The sequence below is a fragment of the Paraglaciecola aquimarina genome (genome assembly GCF_032464635.1).
GTDB classification, from domain to species: Bacteria; Pseudomonadota; Gammaproteobacteria; order Enterobacterales; family Alteromonadaceae; genus Paraglaciecola; species Paraglaciecola aquimarina.
Genome location: NZ_JAWDIO010000002.1, coordinates 3,669,941 through 3,693,704 on the forward strand (window position 1 = coordinate 3,669,941; position 23,764 = coordinate 3,693,704).

General features: G+C 41.2%; 16 protein-coding genes and 1 pseudogene. 5 read left to right on the plus strand and 12 right to left on the minus strand.

The features are described 5' to 3' along the window. Positions 1 to 134: 134 nt before the first annotated feature. The 3 genes and pseudogenes from RS130_RS18145 to RS130_RS18155 form a co-directional block, all read right to left on the minus strand. Positions 135 to 1,538, minus strand: a complete 1,404-nt coding sequence (locus RS130_RS18145) for a TolC family protein (RefSeq protein ID WP_316027094.1) — start codon at positions 1,536 to 1,538, stop codon at positions 135 to 137. Then, the gene (locus RS130_RS18150) at positions 1,531 to 4,728 is read right to left on the minus strand and encodes an efflux RND transporter permease subunit (RefSeq protein WP_316027095.1); all 3,198 of its coding nucleotides are present in this window, start codon (positions 4,726 to 4,728) and stop codon (positions 1,531 to 1,533) included. Before RS130_RS18150 ends, RS130_RS18145 begins: the two co-directional genes overlap by 8 nt. A gap of 10 nt (positions 4,729 to 4,738) precedes the next feature. Beyond that, a pseudogene (locus RS130_RS18155) lies at positions 4,739 to 5,924 on the minus strand (efflux RND transporter periplasmic adaptor subunit). Positions 5,925 to 6,044: 120 nt separating this feature from the next. Here RS130_RS18155 and RS130_RS18160 point away from each other — a divergent pair. Next, positions 6,045 to 6,986 (plus strand): LysR family transcriptional regulator, encoded by a 942-nt coding sequence (locus RS130_RS18160; protein ID WP_316027096.1) that lies wholly within the window; start codon positions 6,045 to 6,047, stop codon positions 6,984 to 6,986. Positions 6,987 to 7,070: 84 nt separating this feature from the next. Here the strand turns inward: RS130_RS18160 and argS are convergent, their stop codons facing one another. From argS to RS130_RS18180, 4 genes are all read right to left on the minus strand, one after another. Next, positions 7,071 to 8,807: an arginine--tRNA ligase gene (gene argS, locus RS130_RS18165; protein ID WP_316027097.1), complete on the minus strand. Its 1,737-nt coding sequence runs from the start codon at positions 8,805 to 8,807 to the stop codon at positions 7,071 to 7,073. 31 nt (positions 8,808 to 8,838) lie between these two features. Then, positions 8,839 to 10,425, minus strand: a complete 1,587-nt coding sequence (prfC, locus tag RS130_RS18170) for a peptide chain release factor 3 (protein WP_316027098.1) — start codon at positions 10,423 to 10,425, stop codon at positions 8,839 to 8,841. Between the two features lie 163 nt (positions 10,426 to 10,588). Further along, positions 10,589 to 11,503, minus strand: a complete 915-nt coding sequence (locus tag RS130_RS18175; RefSeq protein ID WP_316027099.1) for a nucleotidyl transferase AbiEii/AbiGii toxin family protein — start codon at positions 11,501 to 11,503, stop codon at positions 10,589 to 10,591. Between the two features lies 1 nt (position 11,504). Then, entirely contained in the window at positions 11,505 to 12,341 is an 837-nt protein-coding gene (locus RS130_RS18180; protein WP_316027100.1) for a type IV toxin-antitoxin system AbiEi family antitoxin domain-containing protein, read from the minus strand. Positions 12,342 to 13,242: 901 nt separating this feature from the next. Here RS130_RS18180 and RS130_RS18185 point away from each other — a divergent pair. The 4 genes from RS130_RS18185 (at position 13,243) to RS130_RS18200 (ending at position 15,939) form a co-directional block, all read left to right on the plus strand. After that, positions 13,243 to 13,509 (plus strand): helix-turn-helix domain-containing protein, encoded by a 267-nt coding sequence (locus RS130_RS18185; RefSeq protein WP_316027101.1) that lies wholly within the window; start codon positions 13,243 to 13,245, stop codon positions 13,507 to 13,509. A gap of 113 nt (positions 13,510 to 13,622) precedes the next feature. Beyond that, positions 13,623 to 14,240, plus strand: coding sequence for a hypothetical protein (locus RS130_RS18190; RefSeq protein ID WP_316027102.1), 618 nt, complete (start codon positions 13,623 to 13,625; stop codon positions 14,238 to 14,240). A gap of 226 nt (positions 14,241 to 14,466) precedes the next feature. After that, complete coding sequence (locus RS130_RS18195) at positions 14,467 to 15,450, plus strand: hypothetical protein (RefSeq protein WP_316027103.1); 984 nt, start codon at positions 14,467 to 14,469, stop codon at positions 15,448 to 15,450. A 234-nt stretch (positions 15,451 to 15,684) separates the two neighbouring features. Beyond that, complete coding sequence (locus RS130_RS18200; RefSeq protein ID WP_316027104.1) at positions 15,685 to 15,939, plus strand: helix-turn-helix transcriptional regulator; 255 nt, start codon at positions 15,685 to 15,687, stop codon at positions 15,937 to 15,939. Between the two features lie 52 nt (positions 15,940 to 15,991). On the opposite strand, the gene rimI is transcribed toward RS130_RS18200, so the two are convergent. From rimI to RS130_RS18225, 5 genes are all read right to left on the minus strand, one after another. Then, positions 15,992 to 16,450, minus strand: coding sequence for a ribosomal protein S18-alanine N-acetyltransferase (gene rimI, locus RS130_RS18205; RefSeq protein ID WP_316027105.1), 459 nt, complete (start codon positions 16,448 to 16,450; stop codon positions 15,992 to 15,994). Then, complete coding sequence (locus RS130_RS18210) at positions 16,447 to 17,025, minus strand: hypothetical protein (protein ID WP_316027106.1); 579 nt, start codon at positions 17,023 to 17,025, stop codon at positions 16,447 to 16,449. Before RS130_RS18210 ends, rimI begins: the two co-directional genes overlap by 4 nt. A 39-nt stretch (positions 17,026 to 17,064) precedes the next feature. Further along, entirely contained in the window at positions 17,065 to 17,286 is a 222-nt protein-coding gene (locus tag RS130_RS18215; RefSeq protein ID WP_316027107.1) for a hypothetical protein, read from the minus strand. 1,028 nt (positions 17,287 to 18,314) lie between these two features. Beyond that, on the minus strand, positions 18,315 to 19,763 hold the full coding sequence (locus RS130_RS18220) for an Ig-like domain-containing protein (RefSeq protein WP_316027108.1): 1,449 nt from the start codon (positions 19,761 to 19,763) through the stop codon (positions 18,315 to 18,317). A 121-nt stretch (positions 19,764 to 19,884) separates the two neighbouring features. After that, a complete protein-coding gene (locus tag RS130_RS18225) occupies positions 19,885 to 23,418 on the minus strand; it encodes a TonB-dependent receptor (protein WP_316027109.1) in 3,534 nt (1,177 codons plus the stop codon). Positions 23,419 to 23,764: the final 346 nt, after the last annotated feature.

Here is a 23,764-nt window from a genome sequence, read left to right on the forward strand (position 1 = left end):
AAGCAGTTTATCTAATAACTTGCTAGCTGTTAGTTTACCTTACCGCTTAGCATACACGCCTTAGATACTACTTTACCAAGGTGTTATTTTACCAAGTGCTTAGTTAATTAGTTTGAATACCAGTATACACAACACTACTGCACTAAGGTTCTACTCCAACCACCACTAAAGGCTTTGTAAGTGGATATTTTAGCCAGCATATAAGCTATTTTTGCATCTACCGAAGCTTCCTGCGCCACTAACGCATCTTGACGAGCTGACAGCAAGTCAAGAAATGGCATTTGCCCTTCCTCGTACATAGCTTTGGCTTGATCGTGTGCTTGCTCAGCGTAAAACAACCTTTTATCAGCAAACTCATGCAGGGTTTGTGACTGCTTCATACTAACTAAAGCAGTTTGTGATTCTGCTATTACACTGACAATAGTATTTTCGTATTCGGCTAGCGCAGCTTCAGCTAATGAACTCTGGGCCTTAGCCTGAGCTTTTAGCGCGGGCCAACTTAAAATTGACCAATTGAGCTGTGGTGTCACTGACCAAGCATCATCATTCTTAGATAATTGACTGCCCACTGGGTTAAGTAATCCAGCAAATCCAGATATGGATATATCTGGATACAACGCCGCATCTGCTGCATCAGACAAAGCACTTTGTTGCATGAGCTGATAATGAGCGATACTAATTTCAGGCCTTAGGCTCACCGCTTTTTCTGGTTGCACTAAGGTGACGGGTTGAATCAAGTTATTGGACAGTAAATTTTCTTCAAAGCTTAGCTGTATTTGTTCGGGTGTCTGCCCCAACAATACTGCCAATGTTGCTTTGTTTTGGTAAAGTGCTGTCTCAATTTTCGGTAACAATGCCTTTTGTTGATTTAACTGAGCATAAGTGCGGTTTACATCTAATTTTGATGCGAAACCTTCATCAACTCTAGCTTGCAGTACATCAATACTGGCTAGAATAGCGGCAATCTGTTGATTAACAATTTGTCGTTTGAGCTGATTACCTTGCCATTCAAAGAAACTTCTGGTGACACCACTCACAACCTCAGCCGCAAGTTGGTGTTTTTGTTGCTGTACCTGCAAGCTGTTAGCTTCGGCTGCCTGAATTAGGGCAGAAATACGACCAAACAAATCAAGTTGCCAAGTTAAATTAGCGCCAAACCTAGCAGTGCTATCAATGTCACCGGCGACAGATTCTCGCGTAGCTGCAGCTTGTAAGCCTCCTTGAGGCCAATACTGGGCTTCTTCATAGCCTAACTGTTGAATAGCGGCTTTGAAACGAAGTTGAGCAGCGGCCAAGTTGCGATTTGATTGCAACGCAGTAGCCACTAATTCATCTAATTGTGCACTATTGTAACTTTGCCACCAATGACTATTGGCATCATTTTGGGCAAGCTCTGCTGCGTAGTTTTGCTCTGCAAAGAAGCTATTTTTCAAGGTGCTTGCTTGCTCTGAATGTTGGCTACTTGCGCAGCCAGCTAGTGTTAAGGCCATGGCTAAGGCAGAAAGCTTAGCTTTTGACATAAGATTAAGCTTACCCATGAGTCGCTTCCTTATTATTTGTTACTGCATTTACAGAAGTTTGGCTGTCGCTAGTTGTTTTTGAAGCCGTTTCTTTTGCCACCAAGGCGTAGAATACTGGCGTAAACAACAAGCCAAAGATGGTCACCCCGATCATGCCTGAGAATACCGCGACGCCCATCGCTTGACGCATTTCAGCACCTGCTCCAGAGGCCAACACCAATGGAATAACACCCGCGGTAAAGGCAATTGATGTCATCAATATTGGTCGCAAACGCGTGCGTCCAGCTTGAATAATGGCATCTAGTCGACTTAGCCCAGCGTCTTGTTCTTCTTTGGCAAATTCAACCATCAAGATGGCATTCTTACAAGCCAATGCCACCAGCACTATCAGCGCAATTTGTGTGAATATATTATTGTCACCGCCAATTAGCCACACACCAAATAACGCAGAGAATATCGTCATAGGTACAATTAATATAATCGCTAATGGCAAGCGTAAGCTTTCATATTGTGCAGCCAATACCATAAAGACCAATAACACGACTAACGGGAATATGTAGACCATAGTATTACCCGCAATGATCTGCTGATAGGTCACCTCAGTCCATTCGTAGTCAATGCCGTCTGGTAAGTTTTTAGCTAACACTTCTTCAATCGCTTGTTGCGCTTGATCAGAGCTATAGCCCATTGCAGGGTTGCCATTTAACTCTGCGCTTGGGTAGCCATTGTAGTGCATAACACGATCTGGACCTCGGGTAGGCGTAGCGCTTAGCACCGCGCCTAAAGGCACCATATCACCTTTAACGTTGCGCACTTTTAGATTGAGGATTTGTTTTTCGTCTAATCTAAATTCAGCGTCCGCTTGAGCGTTAACTTGGTATGTACGACCAAACATATTAAAATCGTTCACGTACATTGAGCCTAAATAAATTTGTAGAGCATCAAACACTTGGTCTAAAGCAATACCTTGTAACATGGCTTGTTCGCGATCTATTTCAATATCCATTTGCGGCACTTGAATACGGAAGCTAGAAAATAACCCCATCAATTCTGGACGTTGATTCGCTTCTTTAATCACAGTTTGTAAGCTATTAAATAAAGTTTCAAAGCCTTGGTTACCACGATCTTCGAGTTGTAGCTTAAAGCCGCCCGTTGTGCCTAACCCTAAAATTGGCGGCGGTGGGAATACAGCCACAAACGCTTCATCGATTACAGAAAAACGTTTGTTTAGTTCTGCAGCAATAGCCCCTGCCGACATGCCCGGACCTTGACGCTCCGAGAAATCTTTCAGTGGCGTAAAGATCACTGCACTATTGGTACTATTAGTAAAACCATTAACCGATAATCCTGAGAATCCAACAATGTTCGCCACACCAGGAACTTCTTTGGCAATTGCCGACATTTGTTTCACTACATCTTCGGTTCTATCCAAACTAGAGGCATCTGGCAACTGTGCGATGGCCACTAAATATTGCTTATCTTGAGGTGGAATGAACCCGCCTGGAACAGTGTTAAACAAGGTAGCCGTAGAGCCTAATAGAGCAAAGTAAACGACCGCCACAATAATGCTAAAACGAATTAACTTTTTAATCGAAGCTTGATATGCAATCGAGCCTTTTTCGAATAAACGGTTAAAAGGAGTAAACAGAAAACGACCAAAAATTTTATTTAATACACGAGTCAGAATGTCTGGCTTGGCACCATGTGGTTTTAGTAACAACGCTGATAAAGCAGGTGATAACGTTAGCGAGTTAAAAGCTGAAATAACAGTGGAAATCGTAATCGTTAACGCAAACTGCTTATAAAACTGGCCTGTTAAACCAGTAATAAAAGCGGTCGGAATAAATACAGCTAGCAAAACAAGCGCAATAGCAATGATTGGTCCCGTCACTTCGGTCATAGCAACACGAGTTGCTTCGTATGGTGTTAGGCCTTTTTCAATATTACGTTCGACATTCTCTACCACGACTATGGCATCATCTACGACTATCCCTATGGCCAATACTAGACCGAACAACGATAAAGTATTAATACTTACACCTAACCACTGCATCACCGCAAAGGTACCGATAAGCGATACTGGTACAGCAATTAATGGAATGATCGACGCGCGCCATGTTTGCAAAAAGACAATAACCACTATTACCACCAGTGCAATGGCTTCGAGTAAAGTGGCTATGACCGCTTCAATTGAACCACGTACAAATACAGTTGGGTCATAAACTATGTCGTAAGCGACATCTGCTGGAAAAGCCTTAGATAAAGATTCCATCGTGGCACGCACTTGATCTGACAATTCAATGGCGTTAGAACCAGGGCGCTGAAATACCGGCATAGCGACTGCGTCTTGCCCGTTCAATAATGAACGCAAAGCATAGTTATCTTGGCCAATTTCCACTCTAGCAATATCTTCTAGACGAGTAATCGCTCCGTTATCGGCCACTTTAATAATGATTTTTTCAAACTCTTCGATGCTATCTAAACGCCCTTTAACATTCAGCAAAACTTGGAACTGAGCAGAGTTTGGAACGGGTTGTGCACCGATAGAGCCAGCGGCTACCTGTTGGTTTTGTTGCTGCAACGAACTCACAACATCGCCAGCGGTTAGTTGTCGAGCCGCTAATGCATCTGGGTTCAACCATACTCGCATTGAAAATTTACCACCACCAAACACACGTACTTCACCTACACCACCAATTCGTGCGATTTGATCCTTAACGTATAAATCCGCGTAATTAGACAAATAATCGGTTTCGCGGCTTTTGTCTGGTGAAAATAAATGCACAACCATGGTTAAATTTGGCGATGCTTTTTTAGCCACCACCCCAAGACGTTGTACTTCTTGAGGCAAACGCGGCACCGCACTGTTGACTCGGTTTTGAACACGTACTTGGGCTTGATCCAAATCGGTGCCTAGTGCAAAAGTCACAGTGAGCGTCATACGACCATCACTGGTTGCTTGCGAGCTCATGTACAACATGTTTTCCACGCCGTTAATTTCTTGCTCTAACGGAGTAGCTACAGTTTCAGATATGACTTTAGGGTTGGCACCTGGGTAGTTAGCAGTCACCACTACTGTTGGTGGTACCACTTCTGGGTATTCACTAATAGGCAGTTGAAACAAAGAGATTGCGCCACCGATTAAAATAATCAGGGACAATACGGCAGCGAAAATCGGCCGTTTTATAAAAAAGTGAGAAAAGTTCATTAGCTGGCTCTTATTGCTTAGCAGTTAATAGAAGTGAGTTTGCTTGCGCATCTAGAGTGAGCGCTACAGCGTCAATATTTAATTCTGTATTACGTGGCGCAATCGGCATACTCAGGTCCGACTCGAGCTGGGCCATTCACAGCAATTCTATCCTCTGCACTTAAACCAGAAGTAATAGCACGAAATTCACCGTACCGATCACCCACGGTAATTAGCCGGTATTGCAATGTATTGTTTTCGTCGACCACCAATACAAACCTGTTTTTAAGATCGGTACCTATCGCTCTTTCTGGGATTAATACTTGTTGTTTAGCTTCTTGGCTGGCCAAACGAATTCGAGCAAACGCACCACTGCGTAATTTGTTGTCTAACACATCAAACACAGCACGAACCCGTAAAGTTCCCGTAGATGAATTAATTTGATTATCAATAAAATCCACATTTCCTAGGTAATTAAAGCTATCAGCACCAATCAATTGCATCACAACGGGCAAATTGTCTTGCGCTGACGTTTGCTCAAAATGACGATTCCAAGTACGTTCATCTATATCAAAATAAGCGTACATTTGTTGATCTGACACAATATTGGTCAATGTGCTTTGATTAGCGTTAACAGTATTACCCTTAGTAATTTCCGCACGAGAAATAACACCATCTATGGGTGCGGTAATTTTGCTAAACTCTAGATTAAGTTGGGCTGTCACCAACTGTGCTTGAAGCGCCGAAATTTGCGCTTTGGTTCTTTTAACGGCTGTCGCTCTTGACTCTGCTTCTTCTGATGAAATTGCATCACGTTTACGCAAACGTACTGCCCGAGCAGCCTCACTTTGCGCTTGCTTGTGTTCTGCGTAAGCACTCATCACTTGCGCTTGTAAACGCTCAACCTCGGCAACGAATGGTCTTGGATCGAGGCTAAACAACAAGTCCCCTTGTTTTACTTTTTGCCCTTCTACAAAATTAATGGTATCTACAACACCCGATACACGTGGTTTTAACGCAACCTGCTGCGGAGCTTCTAAACGTGTTGTATAAGTAAACCAAGGCTGCACAGGCTTAGATACAACTTTCGCTACATCAATTGGCGTAAGAGGTCGTTGTGCTGGCGCAGCTGCCTGCTCAGGCACATCGCTACATGCTACTAGCATGGTAAGTAGTGCACTGATAATAAGAGTTTTTCTGTGTTGAATGCGTGACATATTTAGTTCCTGCGAAATTAATTGCGGCGATAATAAGATGTATTAACCATATTAAATAGTCACCATTTGACATTTTATTAGTGCTAAAATGGCACCAATATTAATTTTAAGAGAATAATTGTGGACACAACCAGTCGACTAATGATGTTTCTAGACGTGGTAGAATTGGGCAATTTTGCTAAAGTGGCAGAAATTCGAAATATTGATCGCTCAGTTATTTCTAAACAAATCAACAAATTAGAAGAAGAATTGGGAGTAAGGTTACTAAACCGCTCGACACGTACTTTCTCATTGACCGCAGCGGGCGCTGAAATGGTTAAAAAGGCCACCGAATTGCGTTTTTTGCTGAGTGAAACTCTGCAAGTAGCAGAAAACTACCATACAGAGCCCAAAGGATTATTACGGATCACCAGCTCCTCTATTATTGCTAGGCGTTATTTACAGCCAGTGATCAATGATTTTCAACAACGTTTCCCGCAAGTAGAAGTTGAACTACGAGCAGAAGACCGAATGGTCGACGTTGTGGGTGAAGGGTTTGACTTAGCCTTTCGTGTAGGTGAGCCCAAAGTGTCAAATTTGATATCTCGACCCATCGCACGCAACCGTCTAGTAATATTGGCGAGCCCAACATTTATTAATACCTACGGAGAGCCCGCAAACATTGAGGAGCTGGCGAAACTGCCAGCAGCGAGCTATTCAAGTAACAGTTTACGAGTGAATGAAATCTCCTATATTAGCAAACAAGGTAATGAAATTTCTGTACCAATGAATAGCACTTATAGAGCAAATGATGGGGATTTACTGTTGCTAAAAATACTAACGGGCAATGCATATTTCGTCGCCCCTTCCTTTTTGATCGGCAATGAGGTTAAACAAGGTTTATTAGTTCCGATTTTAACCCATATTAAACTACCTGAATTTCGCCACTTGTATGCCATTTACCCACACAGAGATTTACCGGTACGAACACGTTTATTTTTTGATGCTGTTCGAGAGCATATTGGCAAAGATAAACCCATTTGGGAAGAGAACATTCATGGCTTTGATAACATGTATCAATAATGGCAATACAAACAAAAAACCGCCAACAGGCGGTTTGTCAATTCAAGTAGCGTATAAGTTTACCTCTTGGTTTATAGCGAAAGCCTACATTTTTTCCATAGTATCAATACCCAGTAAATCTAAACCAGACTTAAGGGTTTTAGCGGTTAATTGAGCTAACATCAAACGGCTATTTTTAGTTTCTTCGGCTATACCCTCTTTTAAGATTGGGCAAGCTTCATAGAACGTCATAAATAAACTTGCTAGTTCATAAATATAGGTACACAGCACATGAGGAGTGGCATCGCTGGATACTTGTTTGATAGCTTCAGCATATTGCATTAATTTTACGGCAAGTAGCGCTTCTTGGCTTTCCTGCAAAATGATATCCGCTTCTAGGTTTTCATTCGTTACTTGCGCTTTCCTAAAAATACTTTGCACACGTGTATAGGCATATTGCAAATACGGTGCGGTATTTCCTTCAAAGCTAAGCATAGTATCCCAATTAAACACATAATCTGTTGTACGATTTTTACTAAGATCGGCATATTTAACCGCACCGATACCGACTTTACTGGCAATCAATTTACGCTCTTCGGCAGATAAATCAGACTCACGTTTGTTAATTAACGCTTCAGCACGTTCTACGGCTTCGTCTAACAAGGCAGCTAATTTGACGGTACCGCCAGTTCGAGTTTTAAAAGGTTTGCCGTCATTGCCTAGCATCATGCCAAATGGGCAATGCTCATAACTTTGGCTGTCTTTGATAAACCCTGCTTTACGGGCAACAATTTCAGTTTGTTTAAAATGTAGAGCCTGACGGGCATCGGTGAAGATTAACGTTCGATCTGCGCCTAATACGCCATTTCGATAACGAATAGCGGCTTGATCGGTGGTGGCGTATAAATATCCGCCTCCTGTTTTTTGCACAATATAAACGGCAGGATTACCGTCTTTATCAGCCATTTCCGGTAAAAATGCTACTTGTGCGCCTTCACTTTCTACAACGACACCCGCTGCTTGTAGATCAGCTACGGTATCGGCTAAATCATCGTTGTAGGCACTTTCACCTTTAATGTCTTCCGCTTTAAGCGTGACATTGAGCTTCTCATATACTTCTTCGCTGTGTTTAATCGACACATCGATAAAGTTTTGCCATAGCTGCATGCACTGAGGATCGCCACCTTGTAGCTTTACCACAAAGTCTCGAGCTCGGTCTGCAAAACCTTCTTCACTATCAAAACGTATTTTAGCTGCGCGATAAAAATCTTCTAAATCAGATAAAGCGGTTTCGGCCACTTCGTTAGCAGCTAGTTTGTCATTTAAATGGGCTAGCAACATTCCAAACTGGGTTCCCCAATCGCCCATATGATTTTGACGAATTACCTTGTGCCCTAAGAACTCTAACGTTTTAGTGACGGCGTCACCAATGATAGTGCTGCGTAAATGTCCGACGTGCATCTCTTTAGCAAGATTGGGGGCCGAGTAATCTACGACTATGGTTTGGCTGTCTTCTGCTTCGATAGACAAACGAGGATCCAAATTGGTTGCTTTTAACCGAGTGGCCAGCCATTTAGGGCTTAAATGAATATTAATAAACCTAGGACCGGCAATTTCCAATTTTTCTACTACGCCATCTAACTCCACAGCATCCACAATTTTCTGCGCGATTTCCCGAGGATTTTGTTTCAGCACTTTAGATAAAGCCATGGCCCCATTGAACTGATAGTGACCAAAACCAACCCTAGTGCTGCGGCTAAGCGGCGCAGGACTGTCTTCTGGCGCGCCGACTGAGGTTAAGGCGGTTTTAAACTTTGCTAATAAAAATGTTTGTATATTCATCTGTAATCTTCGTCCAACAAGCCTAATTCTATTAGTGCTCTCTAGTATTGTGGAATGTAATGTCTGGGTAACGCTCTTGTGCTAAGGACAAATTCACCCGAGTTGGTGCTATATAGGCTAAGTTGTCTCCGCCATCTAATGCAAGGTTTGCCTCTGCTTTACGCCTAAAGTCGTCTAATTTGGCAGGAGTTTCAGCCGTAACCCATTGGGCAGTATAAACATTTATATGTTCGTACATTGCATCAACGTTATATTCACCTTTTAGCCTTGCGACAACGACATCAAATTGCAGCACACCAACAGCACCTACAATCAAATCGTTGTTTTGCAGTGGCCTAAAGACTTGCACTGCGCCTTCTTCGGAAAGCTGTATCAAGCCTTTTTGTAACTGTTTCTGTTTTAGCGGATCTTTTAAACGAATCCGTTTAAACAGTTCAGGTGCGAAGTTTGGAATACCAGCAAAGCGGAACTTTTCGCCGGCGGTAAAGGTATCCCCTATTTGAATAGATCCATGATTATGCAAGCCAATGATATCGCCCGCATACGCTTCTTCAAGTAGTGCCCTATCTCCAGCCAAAAAGGTTAACGCATCTGAAATTCGCACGTCTTTACCTATACGGCTGTGATGCATTTTCATGCCTTTTTCGTATTTTCCAGACACGATACGACAAAATGCGATACGGTCGCGGTGTTTTGGATCCATGTTCGCTTGGATCTTGAACACAAAACCACTGAATTTTTGTTCACTCGATTCAACTTTGCGATCGCTGGTTTCTCGACCTTGAGGCAATGGTGCCCACTCAGTCAAGCCATCTAACATATGATCAACCCCAAAGTTCCCCATAGCAGTGCCAAAAAAGACTGGAGTCAGTTCGCCTGCCAAAAACTCTTCATGATTAAATTCATGGGACGCCCCTTGCACTAGTTCAAGCATGTCCCGAAGCTCTTCAGCGTACGAACCAATGGCATCGTCTAGTTCTGGATTGTCGATACCTTTAACGATGCGAACGTCTTGAATGGTGTGCCCCATACCGGTTTGATACAGAATAGTTTCATCACGTAGTAAGTGATATACACCTTTAAACTCTTTCCCCATGCCGATTGGCCAAGTGATTGGAGCACATTTTATATTCAGGACATTTTCTACTTCGTCCAATAAATCAATAGGATCACGTGTGTCCCTGTCAAGTTTATTCATAAAAGTGATAATGGGAGTATCACGTAAACGCGTAACATCCATTAACTTAATCGTTCGTGCTTCTACGCCTTTAGCTGCGTCAATAACCATCAAGCAAGAATCAACCGCAGTGAGAGTACGATAAGTATCTTCCGAGAAATCTTCATGGCCTGGGGTATCTAGTAAATTGACAAGGTGGTCACGATACGGAAATTGCATCACTGAAGTAGTAACCGATATGCCCCGCTCTTTTTCCATCTCCATCCAGTCAGATTTAGCATGCTGCCCTGACTTCTTACCTTTTACAGTGCCGGCTTTTTGTAAAGCATTCCCGAATAACAGTACTTTTTCAGTTATGGTCGTTTTACCCGCATCCGGGTGAGAGATGATAGCAAACGTTCTTCGTTTATTGATTTCATTGATAAAATTGGCTTCAGCCATGTATCTAAATTCCCATTTTGTACAAGTATTTGTACAAATAAATAAAGTTAACTCTAAGCCCTGATTTCCAAGTTGTCTGCCACGGCCTACAGCCAGCAAAACCTCCCATCAAAGCATTGAAAAATTTGAACGCTATTCTAGCAAAATGACTAAGCGTTATAAATCAAACACCCAGTACTTCTTTTAGCTTTTCTAACGCTAGCTTATGTTTATCATCTGGCATTTTGGCCAGATTAATCTGTTTCCATTTAATGGCCGGAAGATCACTTACATCTTCAAGCTCAAGTAAAGCCCAATCCGGCTCACGGTTTTTAAACGATAGTAAAAAACCTTTTTCACTATCGGTAAGCCCTTGGTGAATAAGCTCCACCAAACGCTCTCGAACAGCTACCAGCTCTTCAAGTGGTACGTCCGTCTCGGCCATATTTGCAAATTCACCTGCATAGATGGCTGATATATCTTTAAATTGCGGCCTTAACAATTCGGCCATAGGCCTATTGTGGCTGGCGAGATAGATAATTAATGCTTTTCGTATCTCGTCATTTAGGCATTCATTTTCCAAGAGCCACTTCACATCAAATAAATCTCTTGGGTGCTGCCTGTCTAATGCCGCACAGATTTTGCCAGCATAAAGATCAGCTAGAGCCACGACAGGCACTTCTGCATAACCAAACTCATCTTCTACGGCGGCGCATACTTCCATCATTTGCGGTTCGTAAACCGTGCCTCTAAATACGGCTGATAACTCCACTTTAATCTGTACACCATTGCGGCCAACAATCAGCCTTAGCGAATCACGTTTTGACTTATAGGCCTCGGTGAGCTCTATATCTTTAAGCGCGGCCTTTAAATCCGCGCTAATAGCATCTAGCGCTTCACTAATATCTTGTAATGCTTCATCACGCCCTTTCATCGGCAGATAGACCAAATCAATATCAACCGACAAGCGAGGAAAATCTCTAACAAACAGATTGATAGCCGTACCGCCTTTAAGCGCAAAGTATTCTTGCTTGGCGACGAAGGGCAAAACCTGCATCAATAACTGCACTTGCTTGTAATAAATACTGTTTCTGTCCATCTTAGTTTTCGCTTTCCTTCGCCATATGTGACGGCACAGTGATCAAATAATCTGTATCCAATTTACCGCCTTTAGCCACAACACGCTTGCCTGAGCCTAAGTCATAATCCTTGACGTTTAGCTTGTTAAACCAAGGATAGGATTGACGTGTAGCCAACCAGAAAAACAAGCGTTTAACCTTGACGCTTTTACACGCTTTTAGAAGCGTATCGAGCTTTCTAGGCGATAAGTTCACCAGCCCCTGCATAAGCTCATCAGCATGCTCAAAGGTCACGTTCTCTGGCAGATCCATCAGTAACTCTAACATCGCTTTCTCTGGACATGAGAAATATACAGGCGGTAATTCAGCCTCCCACTCATACGCTTTGATAAAAGCTTTGTCAGGTAACAAACCTTCAGGCCATAACCTGCTTGTACTATGCCCTTCAAACTCAAATGGCAATGACAAACGTGCCATCCATGTCGGCAATTTACCTGCCGCATAGAGATGAATATGCGTTTCATTGCCCAATGACAAATACTGCGACAAACCAGATAAAGAAAGCGCTGATAACCCGCCAACCACAACGGGCGGCACACCAGCCCCCTCGTTTTGCTCCATACGCTGCATAGAAGCAACTACGCCTTCCCAGCTCACAGAGCGGGAATACTGGCTATATACACCTGTTGCTAACAGCAATAGGGTGTCTGTTTTTACAGCATTATCTATGGCATGAGCGCTTAAGCCCTGCTCGGCCAGCCACTTTTTAGTGGCCAACATGCCATAAGGTAAAAGCACTTTAAGCGACTGCTTATATGCGCCTTTTACGCCATCGTCCTGTAAAGTTGTGCTATTCACTAAGCGCACCGACCTTTCTATGGTTTTTGGCTATCAAGCCACTAAAACATCTAAATAGTTTACAATTTATACTATTTGCGGCGAAAAACGCCGCAAATATCAATGAGTATAAACTATCACAATCCAAATAAGTTTACCAATGTTATTTTATACGGCGCATTTCGCCGTAAAAAGAAGAAAACTTAAACCCGCAGGGTTCATGATTACCTGACATCAGTACTGAAAGTAGCGAAAACCAGCCTTATTCAAACTTTTGTGGCTTAAGCCTGACGACAGCGGAGACAGTACCAGCGAAGTATGAGCGGTATAGCCGACAGGCCTCTTAAGCCCCAAAAGCGCAATAGCATTCCCCTTACCCCATAAGAGTAAGAACTTTGACTGTTTAATGGTTCCAGAAAATATGCACTTCCTTATAACCCGTCTCAATGCTGAAGATATCAGTGCCAAGGGGTATGTCACGCCCCAATTATCAACGCGCGCATCTCATTATAATAAATCTGAATACGCTGAGATCTGTGGTGTCTGTTTCGGTATAACTAATAGGACATAACAGCTTACAAAATAAACAGGTTATATAATAATTTGCCAGCGCATTGCACACGAGAACACTGAGAAATCACTTTCACATTGTTATTTCATTCATTGTGATAAATAAACCCTACTCAACATTTGTCTATTTTCTTGACATTGAAGATGACGCTAATTCTTGCATCTACTAATGGAGCATTTCAATAAACTACTATGTAGGTTTTCCATCCCTATACGACCCCAGAGTCGCTCATACTGCCCCGAGACAAACTCCATAATAAAAATATAAAATAAAGTATTTACTAAAACTCCAGATTAATTTATATTCGAACAAGGTAAATTTTCATCTCTAAAATTATTCAGGGTTTTATTTATGTCACGTAGAAAAATGTTAAGTGGCGCGCAATTAAAAGCACTTCGCAAAGAGTCAGGGTACACCCAAGGAGAGCTCGCTTCACGGATAGGAATTAGTCGTGAAACAGTTTCTGCTATAGAAAATGACAAACCTGAAACCATGAACAATATAGGCATGGAAGTCATCAGCAAGTGGTGGTCAATTTGTCGTCAGAAAGCCTCTGAACAAACAAGAGAGTCATTTTTCTCTACTGTCATGGATTATTTTGGCTTTAATTTAAGTTAAACATACCTTACCCTAAGGCTATGTTGCTACGCGCCTACTTACCCAAGTTTGTTACAGCCCTTTTCGGAGGGCTTTTTATTGCTTTAGGTATTTTTTCCTTTGGCGATGCTCGCGTGTTTGATCATATTTTTATAGCAGTACTAATCTTTACCGCATTTGTCTGTCGAGAGAATATAAACGTGGTGTCTGTAGTTGCTATCATAACCTTTCAATTGGTTATTGATCAGTTGGCTTGGCCACTGATGAACTTACTACCTTATTTTAAATTTTTCCTGTATATAATTGCTTTTGGCCTCATTTACTACCTTCAACACGACAAACTTATCTACCTGATTTTACCTGTAACAATTTTAACGGCGTTAACTGAAATATATTGGCAAGTAACCGAATATTCTGGTCCACAAATTACTTGGTATGTATGGTTAATGATATCTCAACTTATTGTTAGACACCTTCTATTCATTCGAGTGGCTATCGTTGATAGTTACTTTTCTAAGCAAGGGGTTTCAATCAACTTAGATTGGGTTATCTACAAGTTAGCAGCATTAACAGTGCTGGTTCAAGCAATTATGTTACTTGAGTATTTAGCTCGACATTTAGGAGATTTGTCAGATCTACTAATGATGTATGCCGCGTTCCCTTATATCGTTCAATGCATAGGAACCATTACAATATGGGTAGTGTTTCACGAAAGTTACAAACTATTATTACCGAAACTATTGAAAGTATAATTTGATTTTTCTATGCCGTGGAAAAGCAGTATATTCCTGTCATGTAGGTCTCCTACCCGCTAGCAATAAGTACTTAAATAGCTATTTGTACAGAATAATTTCCACTTAACCCAATTAATTGAAATATTGACTACTGCATTAGATTAGCAATTCCTCTCCACATCTGTAAAAAAACCGACATAATCCATAGGTGGGAATTTTCTCATCCAAATTTTAAGGAAATGTTATGAAAGGTTTAAAGATCGTACTATCAACAATTGCACTAACTTTGACATCAACTAGTAGTTTCGCCTATTTAACGGTTCAAAATACACAACAAACTGATTTTAAAGGTGTTAGCCAACTAGACTTATCGACTGAAGTAGCCGTCAGCAGCTCTCGTCGCACGCCACCTGTTACTGAATTAGCGGTCAGCAGCTCTCGTCGTACTCCGCCTGCAACTGAATTAGCGGTCAGCAGCTCTCGTCGTACTCCACCAGCAACCGAATTAGCCGTCAGCAGCTCACGTCGCACGCCGCCTGCAACCGAATTGGCCGTCAGCAGCTCTCGTCGCACGCCGCCTGTAACCGAATTGGCTGTCAGAAGCTCTCGTCGCACGCCGCCTGTAACCGAATTGGCTGTCAGCAGCTCTCGTCGTACTCCACCAGCAACTGAATTGGCTGTCAGCAGCTCTCGTCGTACTCCGCCTGTTACTGAATTAGCGGTCAGCAGCTCTCGTCGCACGCCACCTGTTACTGAAGTAGCTGTCAGCAGCTCTCGTCGTACTCCACCTGTTACTGAATTAGCGGTCAGCAGCTCTCGTCGTACTCCGCCTGCAACCGAATTAGCGGTCAGCAGCTCTCGTCGTACTCCGCCTGCAACTGAATTAGCGGTCAGCAGCTCTCGTCGTACGCCGCCTGCACCCAAATTAGCCGTCAGCAGCTCTCGTCGTACTCCGCCTGCAACTGAATTGGCTGTCAGCAGCTCTCGTCGTACTCCACCTGTTACTCAATTAGCCGTCAGCAGCTCTCGTCGTACTCCGCCTGCAACTGAATTAGCGGTCAGCAGCTCTCGTCGTACTCCGCCAGCAACCGAATTAGCCGTCAGCAGCTCTCGTCGTACTCCGCCTGCAACTGAATTAGCGGTCAGCAGCTCTCGTCGTACTCCGCCTGCAACTGAATTAGCGGTCAGCAGCTCTCGTCGTACTCCGCCAATTTCTTTGTTAAGTTAGTATAGGGTGATAAAATCATACCTAAAAAGACAATAAATTGGCCTCGATGACAGAGGCCAAAAACATTTACCTATATAAATCATAAAGTTACAATTTTTTTTATAATAATTTTCTTTTGTGGAACCGAATCCACATTTAGTTGCATACAATAATTCCCGAGATAGAAAAATTGAGTCAAAAATTAATAATAATTATGACTCTGCTGTTGTTTCAATAATCGAAGAGGAAATTTATATGTATATTAGCGGCATAGATTTAAGAAAAATGCGTTTAGACGCGGGGTTAACTACGGTTAAAATGGCTAAACTAGCCAATGTTAAAACACGTAAAACTTACGAAAACTGGGAAAAAAATATTGGTTCACCGAGTATGAATCAATTCATAGAAATGTGTGTGGGTTGTAATTACAACTCAGCTAAATTTGTTAAGTTAGCAGTTGAGCACCAAGGCAATCCAGAAGCACTTAACGTGACTGCTGCACGAAAGTAAAAAAGAAAAATTTAGTAGGGGGAAGCTAGCCTTCCTCCCTATCAACGCCCAGTTATGGTTGATAGAATCTTAATTCTAAACACATTATATAGGCATCTTCAGTGCCCACTTTTGCAGGATAATAATCCCTTCTAGTTTCGACAATATTAAACCCTACAGATTCATATAAACGAATAGCCGCAAAATTAGACTCTCTGACTTCTAACCACACTTTTTGAATATTATCTCTTCGACATGATTCTATAAAGTGCTCGAGTAATTTTCGTCCCGCTCCTTGCCCCCGGTTTTTCTTGTCTACCGCAATATCAATCAATGTGGCTTCATCCACCACTTTCATGCCTATAAAATAGCCTAAAAATTGATCTTCAAATTCTAAATAGTAAGCAAAATAAGGAGGAGTTAAGCAATCATCGTATACATTACGTGACCAAGGTTTGAATTGACTATTAGAATGAATTTGAAACCCAAGCTGGCTATTCTCTTCGGTTAATGGGGTAAAGTGTAAGCTCATTGTTTGTTAGGGTTATGACAATCTTGAATGATTTGCCACAATAACTTTTTATTGAGTGGATCTTGAAGTATAGGCAAGTCAGGAGTAGACAAAAATTTCCCTTCCAGTTGTATTTTATCCTTAATCTGCCAAGCCAGTGAGTAATCAGAATATTCAATTAACTGTGTAGATTTAACGAACATTTTATCTTTGCCCTCAAGTCCAATCGCTAACAGAATATCTTGCACAAATAATGAATATTCAGTAGCAGAGAAAGACAATAATAGCTTGTCTATTTTGCGAACTTTATTATTGGGCTCAGCCACCACAGCTTGTTCCCTAGGTAGTTCAGTCTTTGCAGTATTAGACTGTTTTAACGCAGCTAACCGACTTAACGCATTCTTGACTGAATCCACAGTATTTTCATTTTGACTAACTGTCCCATCGGGAACAAAGTGATTAGTTATAGGTTCATGATCACTTTTTTCATCAAGTCCGGTTTTTGTTTTAAGCAAGCCCCACAGCTGAATATCCATCTCTGTCAAAATGGCTTTTTGGTAATTGCTTAACTTTATTTTAGAAGTTTGCTGCATCAAACAAGATTAACATGAAAAAGCTCAATTAACGTAACAATTTTAATTACTTGCGCATCGTTTACTTAACCTTCCAGTTAGGATCATAAATATGCGCGGCTTTAAATTTTGCTCAAACTCTTTAATTGATTCAGGATATTGATCTGCTAGGTCATAACTTTCTGATAGATCATGTCTAACATCATATAATTCCATTTTGCCTGTAAACATAGGTTGCTTGATGGCCTTAAATTCACCATCTCTAATAGCTTGACGCGATCCCATTCGTAAAACTCCCATCACACCTGCAATAAACTATTAAGTAATAATCGAACGATACGAAGTCGTCAGCCAAGCCACCAATACCAATACCAATAATATCATCAACTTATTATTGCCTATGGCTAAAGAAATTGTTTTCAAAAACTTAATTTTAGAAACGTTCAGTTTAATTGGTTGTTTATTCTCTTGCCCCTAAAAAATTACAGAAAATAACCCTAAAACTCCAATGATGAATTATTGAAGCAAACTTGTTAAACATTGCCACAAAGGCTATGACACCTGTTCGCTCATTTTCATATTTGGTTGATTAAAAGGTCATACTCGTCATGGGAATGACATAAAAAGTCGAACACAAATGAAATGCAAAGGACAAGACAAATAACCTGAATCCTGAATAGGCCGAACCTCTCGACAACGCTCTTTTTGTCTCTAGCGGTGTTGGATTGTTTAGCAATAACACGTTATTACGTACAACAATCCACCTTGCTATACACGAAAAATTTCGTTACTGATTAACAGTTAGCTGAGGTTATTTAGACAAATAACATATTAAGTCATTGAATTATATTAATATTGCTTAGCTTTAACTAGTATTTAGATTAAACGATACATCTTATCCAGAACTCAAGTTAAATAGGTAAGTTGATATTGTTCAGGCCAATCAACAGACACTGCCCAAATTAGCCCGTACAAAACACCGTATAAAAGGCACGAGATAAGCATAAAAGGCTTTCGACGCCTATAACGGCTTTGACGATGATCAGACAAATAGCTAACCCAAGGCCCAATCATAGTCGCTAAGCTGAGAAGAAAGGGAGCAATTCCCAACTCATTTGATAAAATGGGGAATGCTAATATCCAAATGCCTTGATTAATAAAGAATATTTAGATGTGCCCTGTGTCTAAGCTTTAATATTTAAACATTGAGTTGTTGGTGACATAAGGTCTTTCAATAATTGGCAGTCTTTTTCTTTAAAAAAGGCGACAATAAGTTTGTCGCCATAAAATATAAACAGAACGACCAATTAAGCCTAAGATGCAGGTACTTGATAGATGACCATATCATCAATTATCACATCTGACGTCGTTGCCAAAGAAGGCAACTCCCACTGCAACCAAATCACTTGACTATTGTCCCAAGGTTTCGCCTGAAACGGTTCAAACTCGATATACTGCCACTCATCACTTACTGGAATGTCAGCAGTTACATCAAGTGTATCTGCATGCCAACCACCTACCCATGCACGCGCGAACAATCTAATTTGACTGGGAGAATCCCCCATATTTTTAACCCAATATGCCAACTTAAAGTAATTGTCACCACCAACACCAATCTCAGGAATAGCAGGATTACCACCAGACCAATCAATTAGTCGGGTATTCATACCAGATCCCGCTGAAGCTTGAAGGCGCATAGCGTTTGAATCATTTAACCCAAGTGGTGAATCAGATTTACCTGGATTGCCGTTCCAAGGCCAAGCAGACACATTAGTGAAATCAAAGTTGCTATTAGCTGCATTATTACAAGCAATATTATTGGCGATGGTGACACTTACCTGATCACTTAATCCTTGATCATTGGTTGCCGTAATCGTAACCGCATCTGGAGAAGCCGAACCAATTGCAAAGGTTAACAATCCATCATCAGATACTGTAATTTTGGTTTCATCAGAGCTAGTCCAAGAAACTGGATTAGTAAATCCACTTTCTACAGGTAGTTGCTGAACAGACAAGGCGTAAGTAGCACATTCAGGTAAGTTTGCTGCTGCCCCTATATCCATGCCCATAGAATCAGTAATCACCATACCAATTGGGTTTGGAATATCAAAGGTCACTTCTACAGGCACTGTCACTGTAGCTTGTGCATTATCAACTGATGTCGCTGTTAAGCTAGTAGTACCTTCCACTAAACCTGTCACTACACCGTTAGCATCTACAGTCGCAATACTGGTATCAGCAATTGACCAATTCACAGACTGGTCAGTAGCAAATACGGGAGAAATATTAGCTGAGATAGGCAAGTCAAAATTAGGTGGGACTAAAATTTCACCATGACTTAAAGACAAAGCTTCAACCGGATCTTTCACCCCTACAACAGTAACCGAAATATCACGTGAAATTTCATTTCCATCAGCATCACGCTGTGCGCCACCACCATTTTCAATAATATAGCTGTATTGGTAAGTTAGCTCTTCACCCAATACCACCATACGAGCAAAAGCGTCAGTATCAATGACTAAGTTGTTGCCAGTCACCAATATCGCGTTTTCTGGCGGCACTAACGATTCATCATCACGATAAACATTTCGTAAAACTACGGTTTCTCCCTCGGAAACAGAAGAACCTTCCAAAAGGTCGTGTACATATACACCAGACTCTTCGTTCACAGACACAACCACAGGTCCGTCAAATGTTATCTCCTCTGTTCCACTTAACCCTGTTGAAACACCTTTTTCAGCACCACCACAACCAGTAAGCACTAAACCAATAGCCGTTGCTATGGATATTTTTTTAGTAAGTTATTATTCATCTTACCTCTCCAATTTATAAGACGACCGATCACTACCAGCCGTTAAAAAACAATAAATACAAACCACAGTATTAGAATTTAACGCGAGCACTTATCCGAAAGTTACGACCCGTTTTAAACTGTGCGAAGATCTTACTTTTGTCCACATCGCCATCAGTCATGGGATTACCTTCGTCATAAAGAACGGACTCACCATTGGCATCTACATGCCCTAAATCTAAACTCTTAGAAGTAAGGAAACTCTTAGTCACATCATCTGTCAAATTAAGCGCATGAAAACTAAAGCTCACATTTTTGCTGTAGTTATAATTTGCACTTAAATCTAAACGACTACTGGTATCTTGCCATTTAGCGGTAGTAGCCGACTCAGACATAAATTGAACACCGGTATATCTATGTGCTAAGCGCACCTCAACACCGTCTTTATTCCAAAATACAGTGCTATTGGCTGAATGTCTTGGTGTCCAAGCTTGAGGAAGTGGTGCTAGATATGTGCCTGTATTTTCGACAAATTCAGGATCGTTTTCTGAATCTTGGAAGGTATAATTAAAATTAACACCTAAGCCAGAGAGTAAACCTGGTAAGTTTTCAAAGGTATCTGTATAGCCAATTTCAATACCTTCAGTGGTTGTACTTTTACCGTTTCTTTGCACCCCTACGTTCAACTCATGGCAGCCAAATTCGAATGCTTGCTGTGTTTGGCTTTGCGTATGTCGAACTGGCATACAGCCGTCGGCTGGTGTTTGTCCATCAGGTGCAATGAGTAACTCATCAACAGCGATACTTTCTAAGTCATATTCTTCACGTATATCTTTCCAGTAATAAACATCATTGACACTTTGCAAGAAGTTACTCATGTTTTTCTTGAAGTAAGCAAACGACAACATGCCCGTTTTATCAAAATACCATTCAATCGATAAATCGAGGTTTTTTGATTCGAGAGGTTTTAACGACGCGCTACCAGTGCGACCCCAACCACGATCTCCCCAAATACTTTCATTAATTGTGGCACCGGGTGTTAACGCATTAAAATTAGGACGAGCCATAGTTTTTGATACGGCAAAACGTGCAATGACTTCTTCGTTAACTGCATAATTTAAGTTAAAACTTGGCAACCAGACTTCATTCTTAGATTCGCCTGAGGTAGCAAAACTACGTTGCCAGTTTTTGAAAGCTTCGCCACCCGTATATTTATTCGAGCTAGGCACGTCTACATTATTAGTAGAATTGTCCACCCAGCGACGTATCCGCCACGGCATACGAGGGGCGTTATAGTTTTCAAAATCCACGTGAGAATTAAACGGGTCATTACGGTTAACACTGACTACATTACCGCTCGCATCATAGGTCACGTCCAACAATTGCGCGCCTGTCCCCCCATTTAATAAGATCCCGTTTTCATCCCATTCTGGATGCCAATTTTCAGCCTTTGCAATATTTCCATCATATAAATGAGTCAGATACTCTTCGTGACAACCACCATTTAAAATGACATCAGCTGGTAGCGCATTACTGGTTGCGCCAAAGTCACAATCAGGTAATGTTGTGTTAGCGAGACCTTTTCGATAGATTAAATCGTATGGGGTCAAATTATTATTACTATTGTTATAGGTAACAGACGTATAAGAACTAGCTTCAATCTCGGTTTCTACATACCGCACACCAAAGTTACCGGTTAATCTAGAATCCATAAGTTCAAAATTGAATTTGGCATATGCAGATTGATTATCTTGACCAATCACTTTTGATCCTGCTGGATTAGGTATTAATGCAACATTTTCGTTCCCCAAGAACGCAACAGAAAGTGCCTTTTCTGGGTCTATTAGCCCCCAGCCCGCTCGTAATGGAAAGTTGTCGTGAGCCACATCATCCATAAAGTTATTAACTGGAAACGATTCTGCACTCAAAAACTCGGTTATTCTTATATGTTGCGGGCTACTACCAGACACAATTTCTTGCCCATCAGCATTAAACACAGGTACTTCCGTGCCGGTTAAAGATTGTTTATCAATAAGTACATCTTTTTCACGTGACGAATATTTGTAACCGAATTCAACTTTAATGATCGGACCAAACTCAACATCCCAATCAAAATCTGCAAACAGAGACTTGTTAGTGTCTTCGTTGACATTATTGTACATAGTCAAGCTACTTAAATGATGTACAGGAAGATCGAACGGATTGAATTGGGTGTTGGTCACAAATATAGAACGTTGATCTTCTGTAACCGGTGGTAATGCTCCTATTGAAGAACCAAAAACGAAATTACAGTTGTCAGTGCCATCGGTACAATCATATCCCACGGGCTCTACATCGGCTCCTTCTATGCCGTCTAATCCCCCATTTAGTGTATTCCATGTGGCCGTACCGGCATTTATGTTACGAAGATTCTCATCTGTGGTTTTTGAATAACCGGCGGTTAAGTCAAGGCGTAAATATTCAGTAATGTCTTGAGCTATTTTTAAGGTGGCAACTTTACTTTCAACCTCTTTACCACCAATACCACGATTCATTGCACCTTTAGTGCGACGCGATGTGTTTTTTAGCAAAATCTGACTTCGACTATCAATGGTATACCAATCACTTTCAGGATCATCGACTAAATTACCTGTGTCATCATTTGAAATCGTGGTATTAAAACTAATAGTATGTTTGTCTTCTTGAATATCTTGTTTGGTGTAACTTAAATCTAACTGAACATCAGTACTCTCTGTGGGCAAAAACTGAATACCCAAAGTAGCTGTTTTTCTATCGCGCTGATTCAGATTCAAACTATAGCTATTATAAGTTTTATGAAATGCTCGCGTATCTTCAGCAAGAAGGCTGCCAGTCGCGACATCGTAAGCATGCCCAGCTTTAATAAGTGCACTTTCGTTATCGTTCCAGTTTCCCCACATGGAATCGCTACGTGTGTGCGCTGTTTCCGTGGCTGCAGTTAATACAAAACCTAAAGTGTCGTCTAAAAACTTATTAGAAAAAGATGCACTTAGCTTTCCATCTCCTTGATCTGAATAGTCATTATATCGCCCCTGTACAGTGAACGATCTGATAGGATCTTTTACTGACAAAGGTTTAACCGTTCTTAAAATTACGTTTGCTCCTAAGGAGCCTTCGTCATGATCGGCTGATGGTGTTTTGATTACATCAATAGACGACAAAATGTCTGATGAAAACGAACTTAAATCAACACTTTGATTAAAGTCAGGACTATCCCCACTGCCAGACAAACCACTAGTTAGTGCCACGCCATTTAAACTAATTTGATTTAAATGTGATGCTGCACCACGAACTGAAATACGCGTCCCTTCACCATCTTGTTCTTGCACCGATACACCAGTAATTCTAGATAAAGCATCAGCTATATTTTGATCAGTTGATTTACCGATGTCTTCTGCATGTATAGTATCGATTACATTCTCTGCAAAACGCTTTTGGTTGATGGCTTTTCTTAAGCTGCTAGCAAAACCAGTCACTTCAATGACTTCTACTTCATCTTCATTATCTATTTTATTTTTTTCAACATCAGTTTGAGCATCTTGTGCATATGCCCCCATTGACGCTGCTAGAGCGAGTGCTAATGCACTTAACTTAAATTTTGAATTCATTAATGTATCTCCCAAGTTACTGTGCCAATGTGTTACCTCATTTACTCTTAGCCGACTTAGTTTTTACTTATTGAACCTAGCCAAAAGCTGAACAAATCTACCGTAGCCTGTTATTAGTTTCATATTAGGCAAATAACACACACAAAATGTACTCGTTTACATTTTTTATTACAAACATTATTTTAACTTTTTCAAACAATTAGTTAACAAAAAAGGATAAAAACACGTTGCACAGCACAATTACTAGGACAATGGAGTCAGATAAACATTAACTCTATTTTACCCACTTACCGAGTAGAAAAATAACGTCTACATATCTGTACCTAAAATCGAGTAGAAAATTTGA

What these genes read in the sequence shown, in the direction of transcription:
- RS130_RS18225 (WP_316027109.1), bottom strand. Translation starts at nt 23,418, where the DNA reads ATGAATTCAAAATTTAAGTTAAGTGCATTAGCACTCGCTCTAGCAGCG.
- RS130_RS18175 (WP_316027099.1), bottom strand. Translation starts at nt 11,503, where the DNA reads ATGGACAGAAACAGTATTTATTACAAGCAAGTGCAGTTATTGATGCAG.
- argS (WP_316027097.1), bottom strand. Translation starts at nt 8,807, where the DNA reads ATGAATATACAAACATTTTTATTAGCAAAGTTTAAAACCGCCTTAACC.
- prfC (WP_316027098.1), bottom strand. Translation starts at nt 10,425, where the DNA reads ATGGCTGAAGCCAATTTTATCAATGAAATCAATAAACGAAGAACGTTT.
- RS130_RS18215 (WP_316027107.1), bottom strand. Translation starts at nt 17,286, where the DNA reads ATGGGATCGCGTCAAGCTATTAGAGATGGTGAATTTAAGGCCATCAAG.
- RS130_RS18150 (WP_316027095.1), bottom strand. Translation starts at nt 4,728, where the DNA reads ATGAACTTTTCTCACTTTTTTATAAAACGGCCGATTTTCGCTGCCGTA.
- RS130_RS18185 (WP_316027101.1), top strand. Translation starts at nt 13,243, where the DNA reads ATGTCACGTAGAAAAATGTTAAGTGGCGCGCAATTAAAAGCACTTCGC.
- RS130_RS18145 (WP_316027094.1), bottom strand. Translation starts at nt 1,538, where the DNA reads ATGGGTAAGCTTAATCTTATGTCAAAAGCTAAGCTTTCTGCCTTAGCC.
- RS130_RS18195 (WP_316027103.1), top strand. Translation starts at nt 14,467, where the DNA reads ATGAAAGGTTTAAAGATCGTACTATCAACAATTGCACTAACTTTGACA.
- rimI (WP_316027105.1), bottom strand. Translation starts at nt 16,450, where the DNA reads ATGAGCTTACACTTTACCCCATTAACCGAAGAGAATAGCCAGCTTGGG.
- RS130_RS18200 (WP_316027104.1), top strand. Translation starts at nt 15,685, where the DNA reads ATGTATATTAGCGGCATAGATTTAAGAAAAATGCGTTTAGACGCGGGG.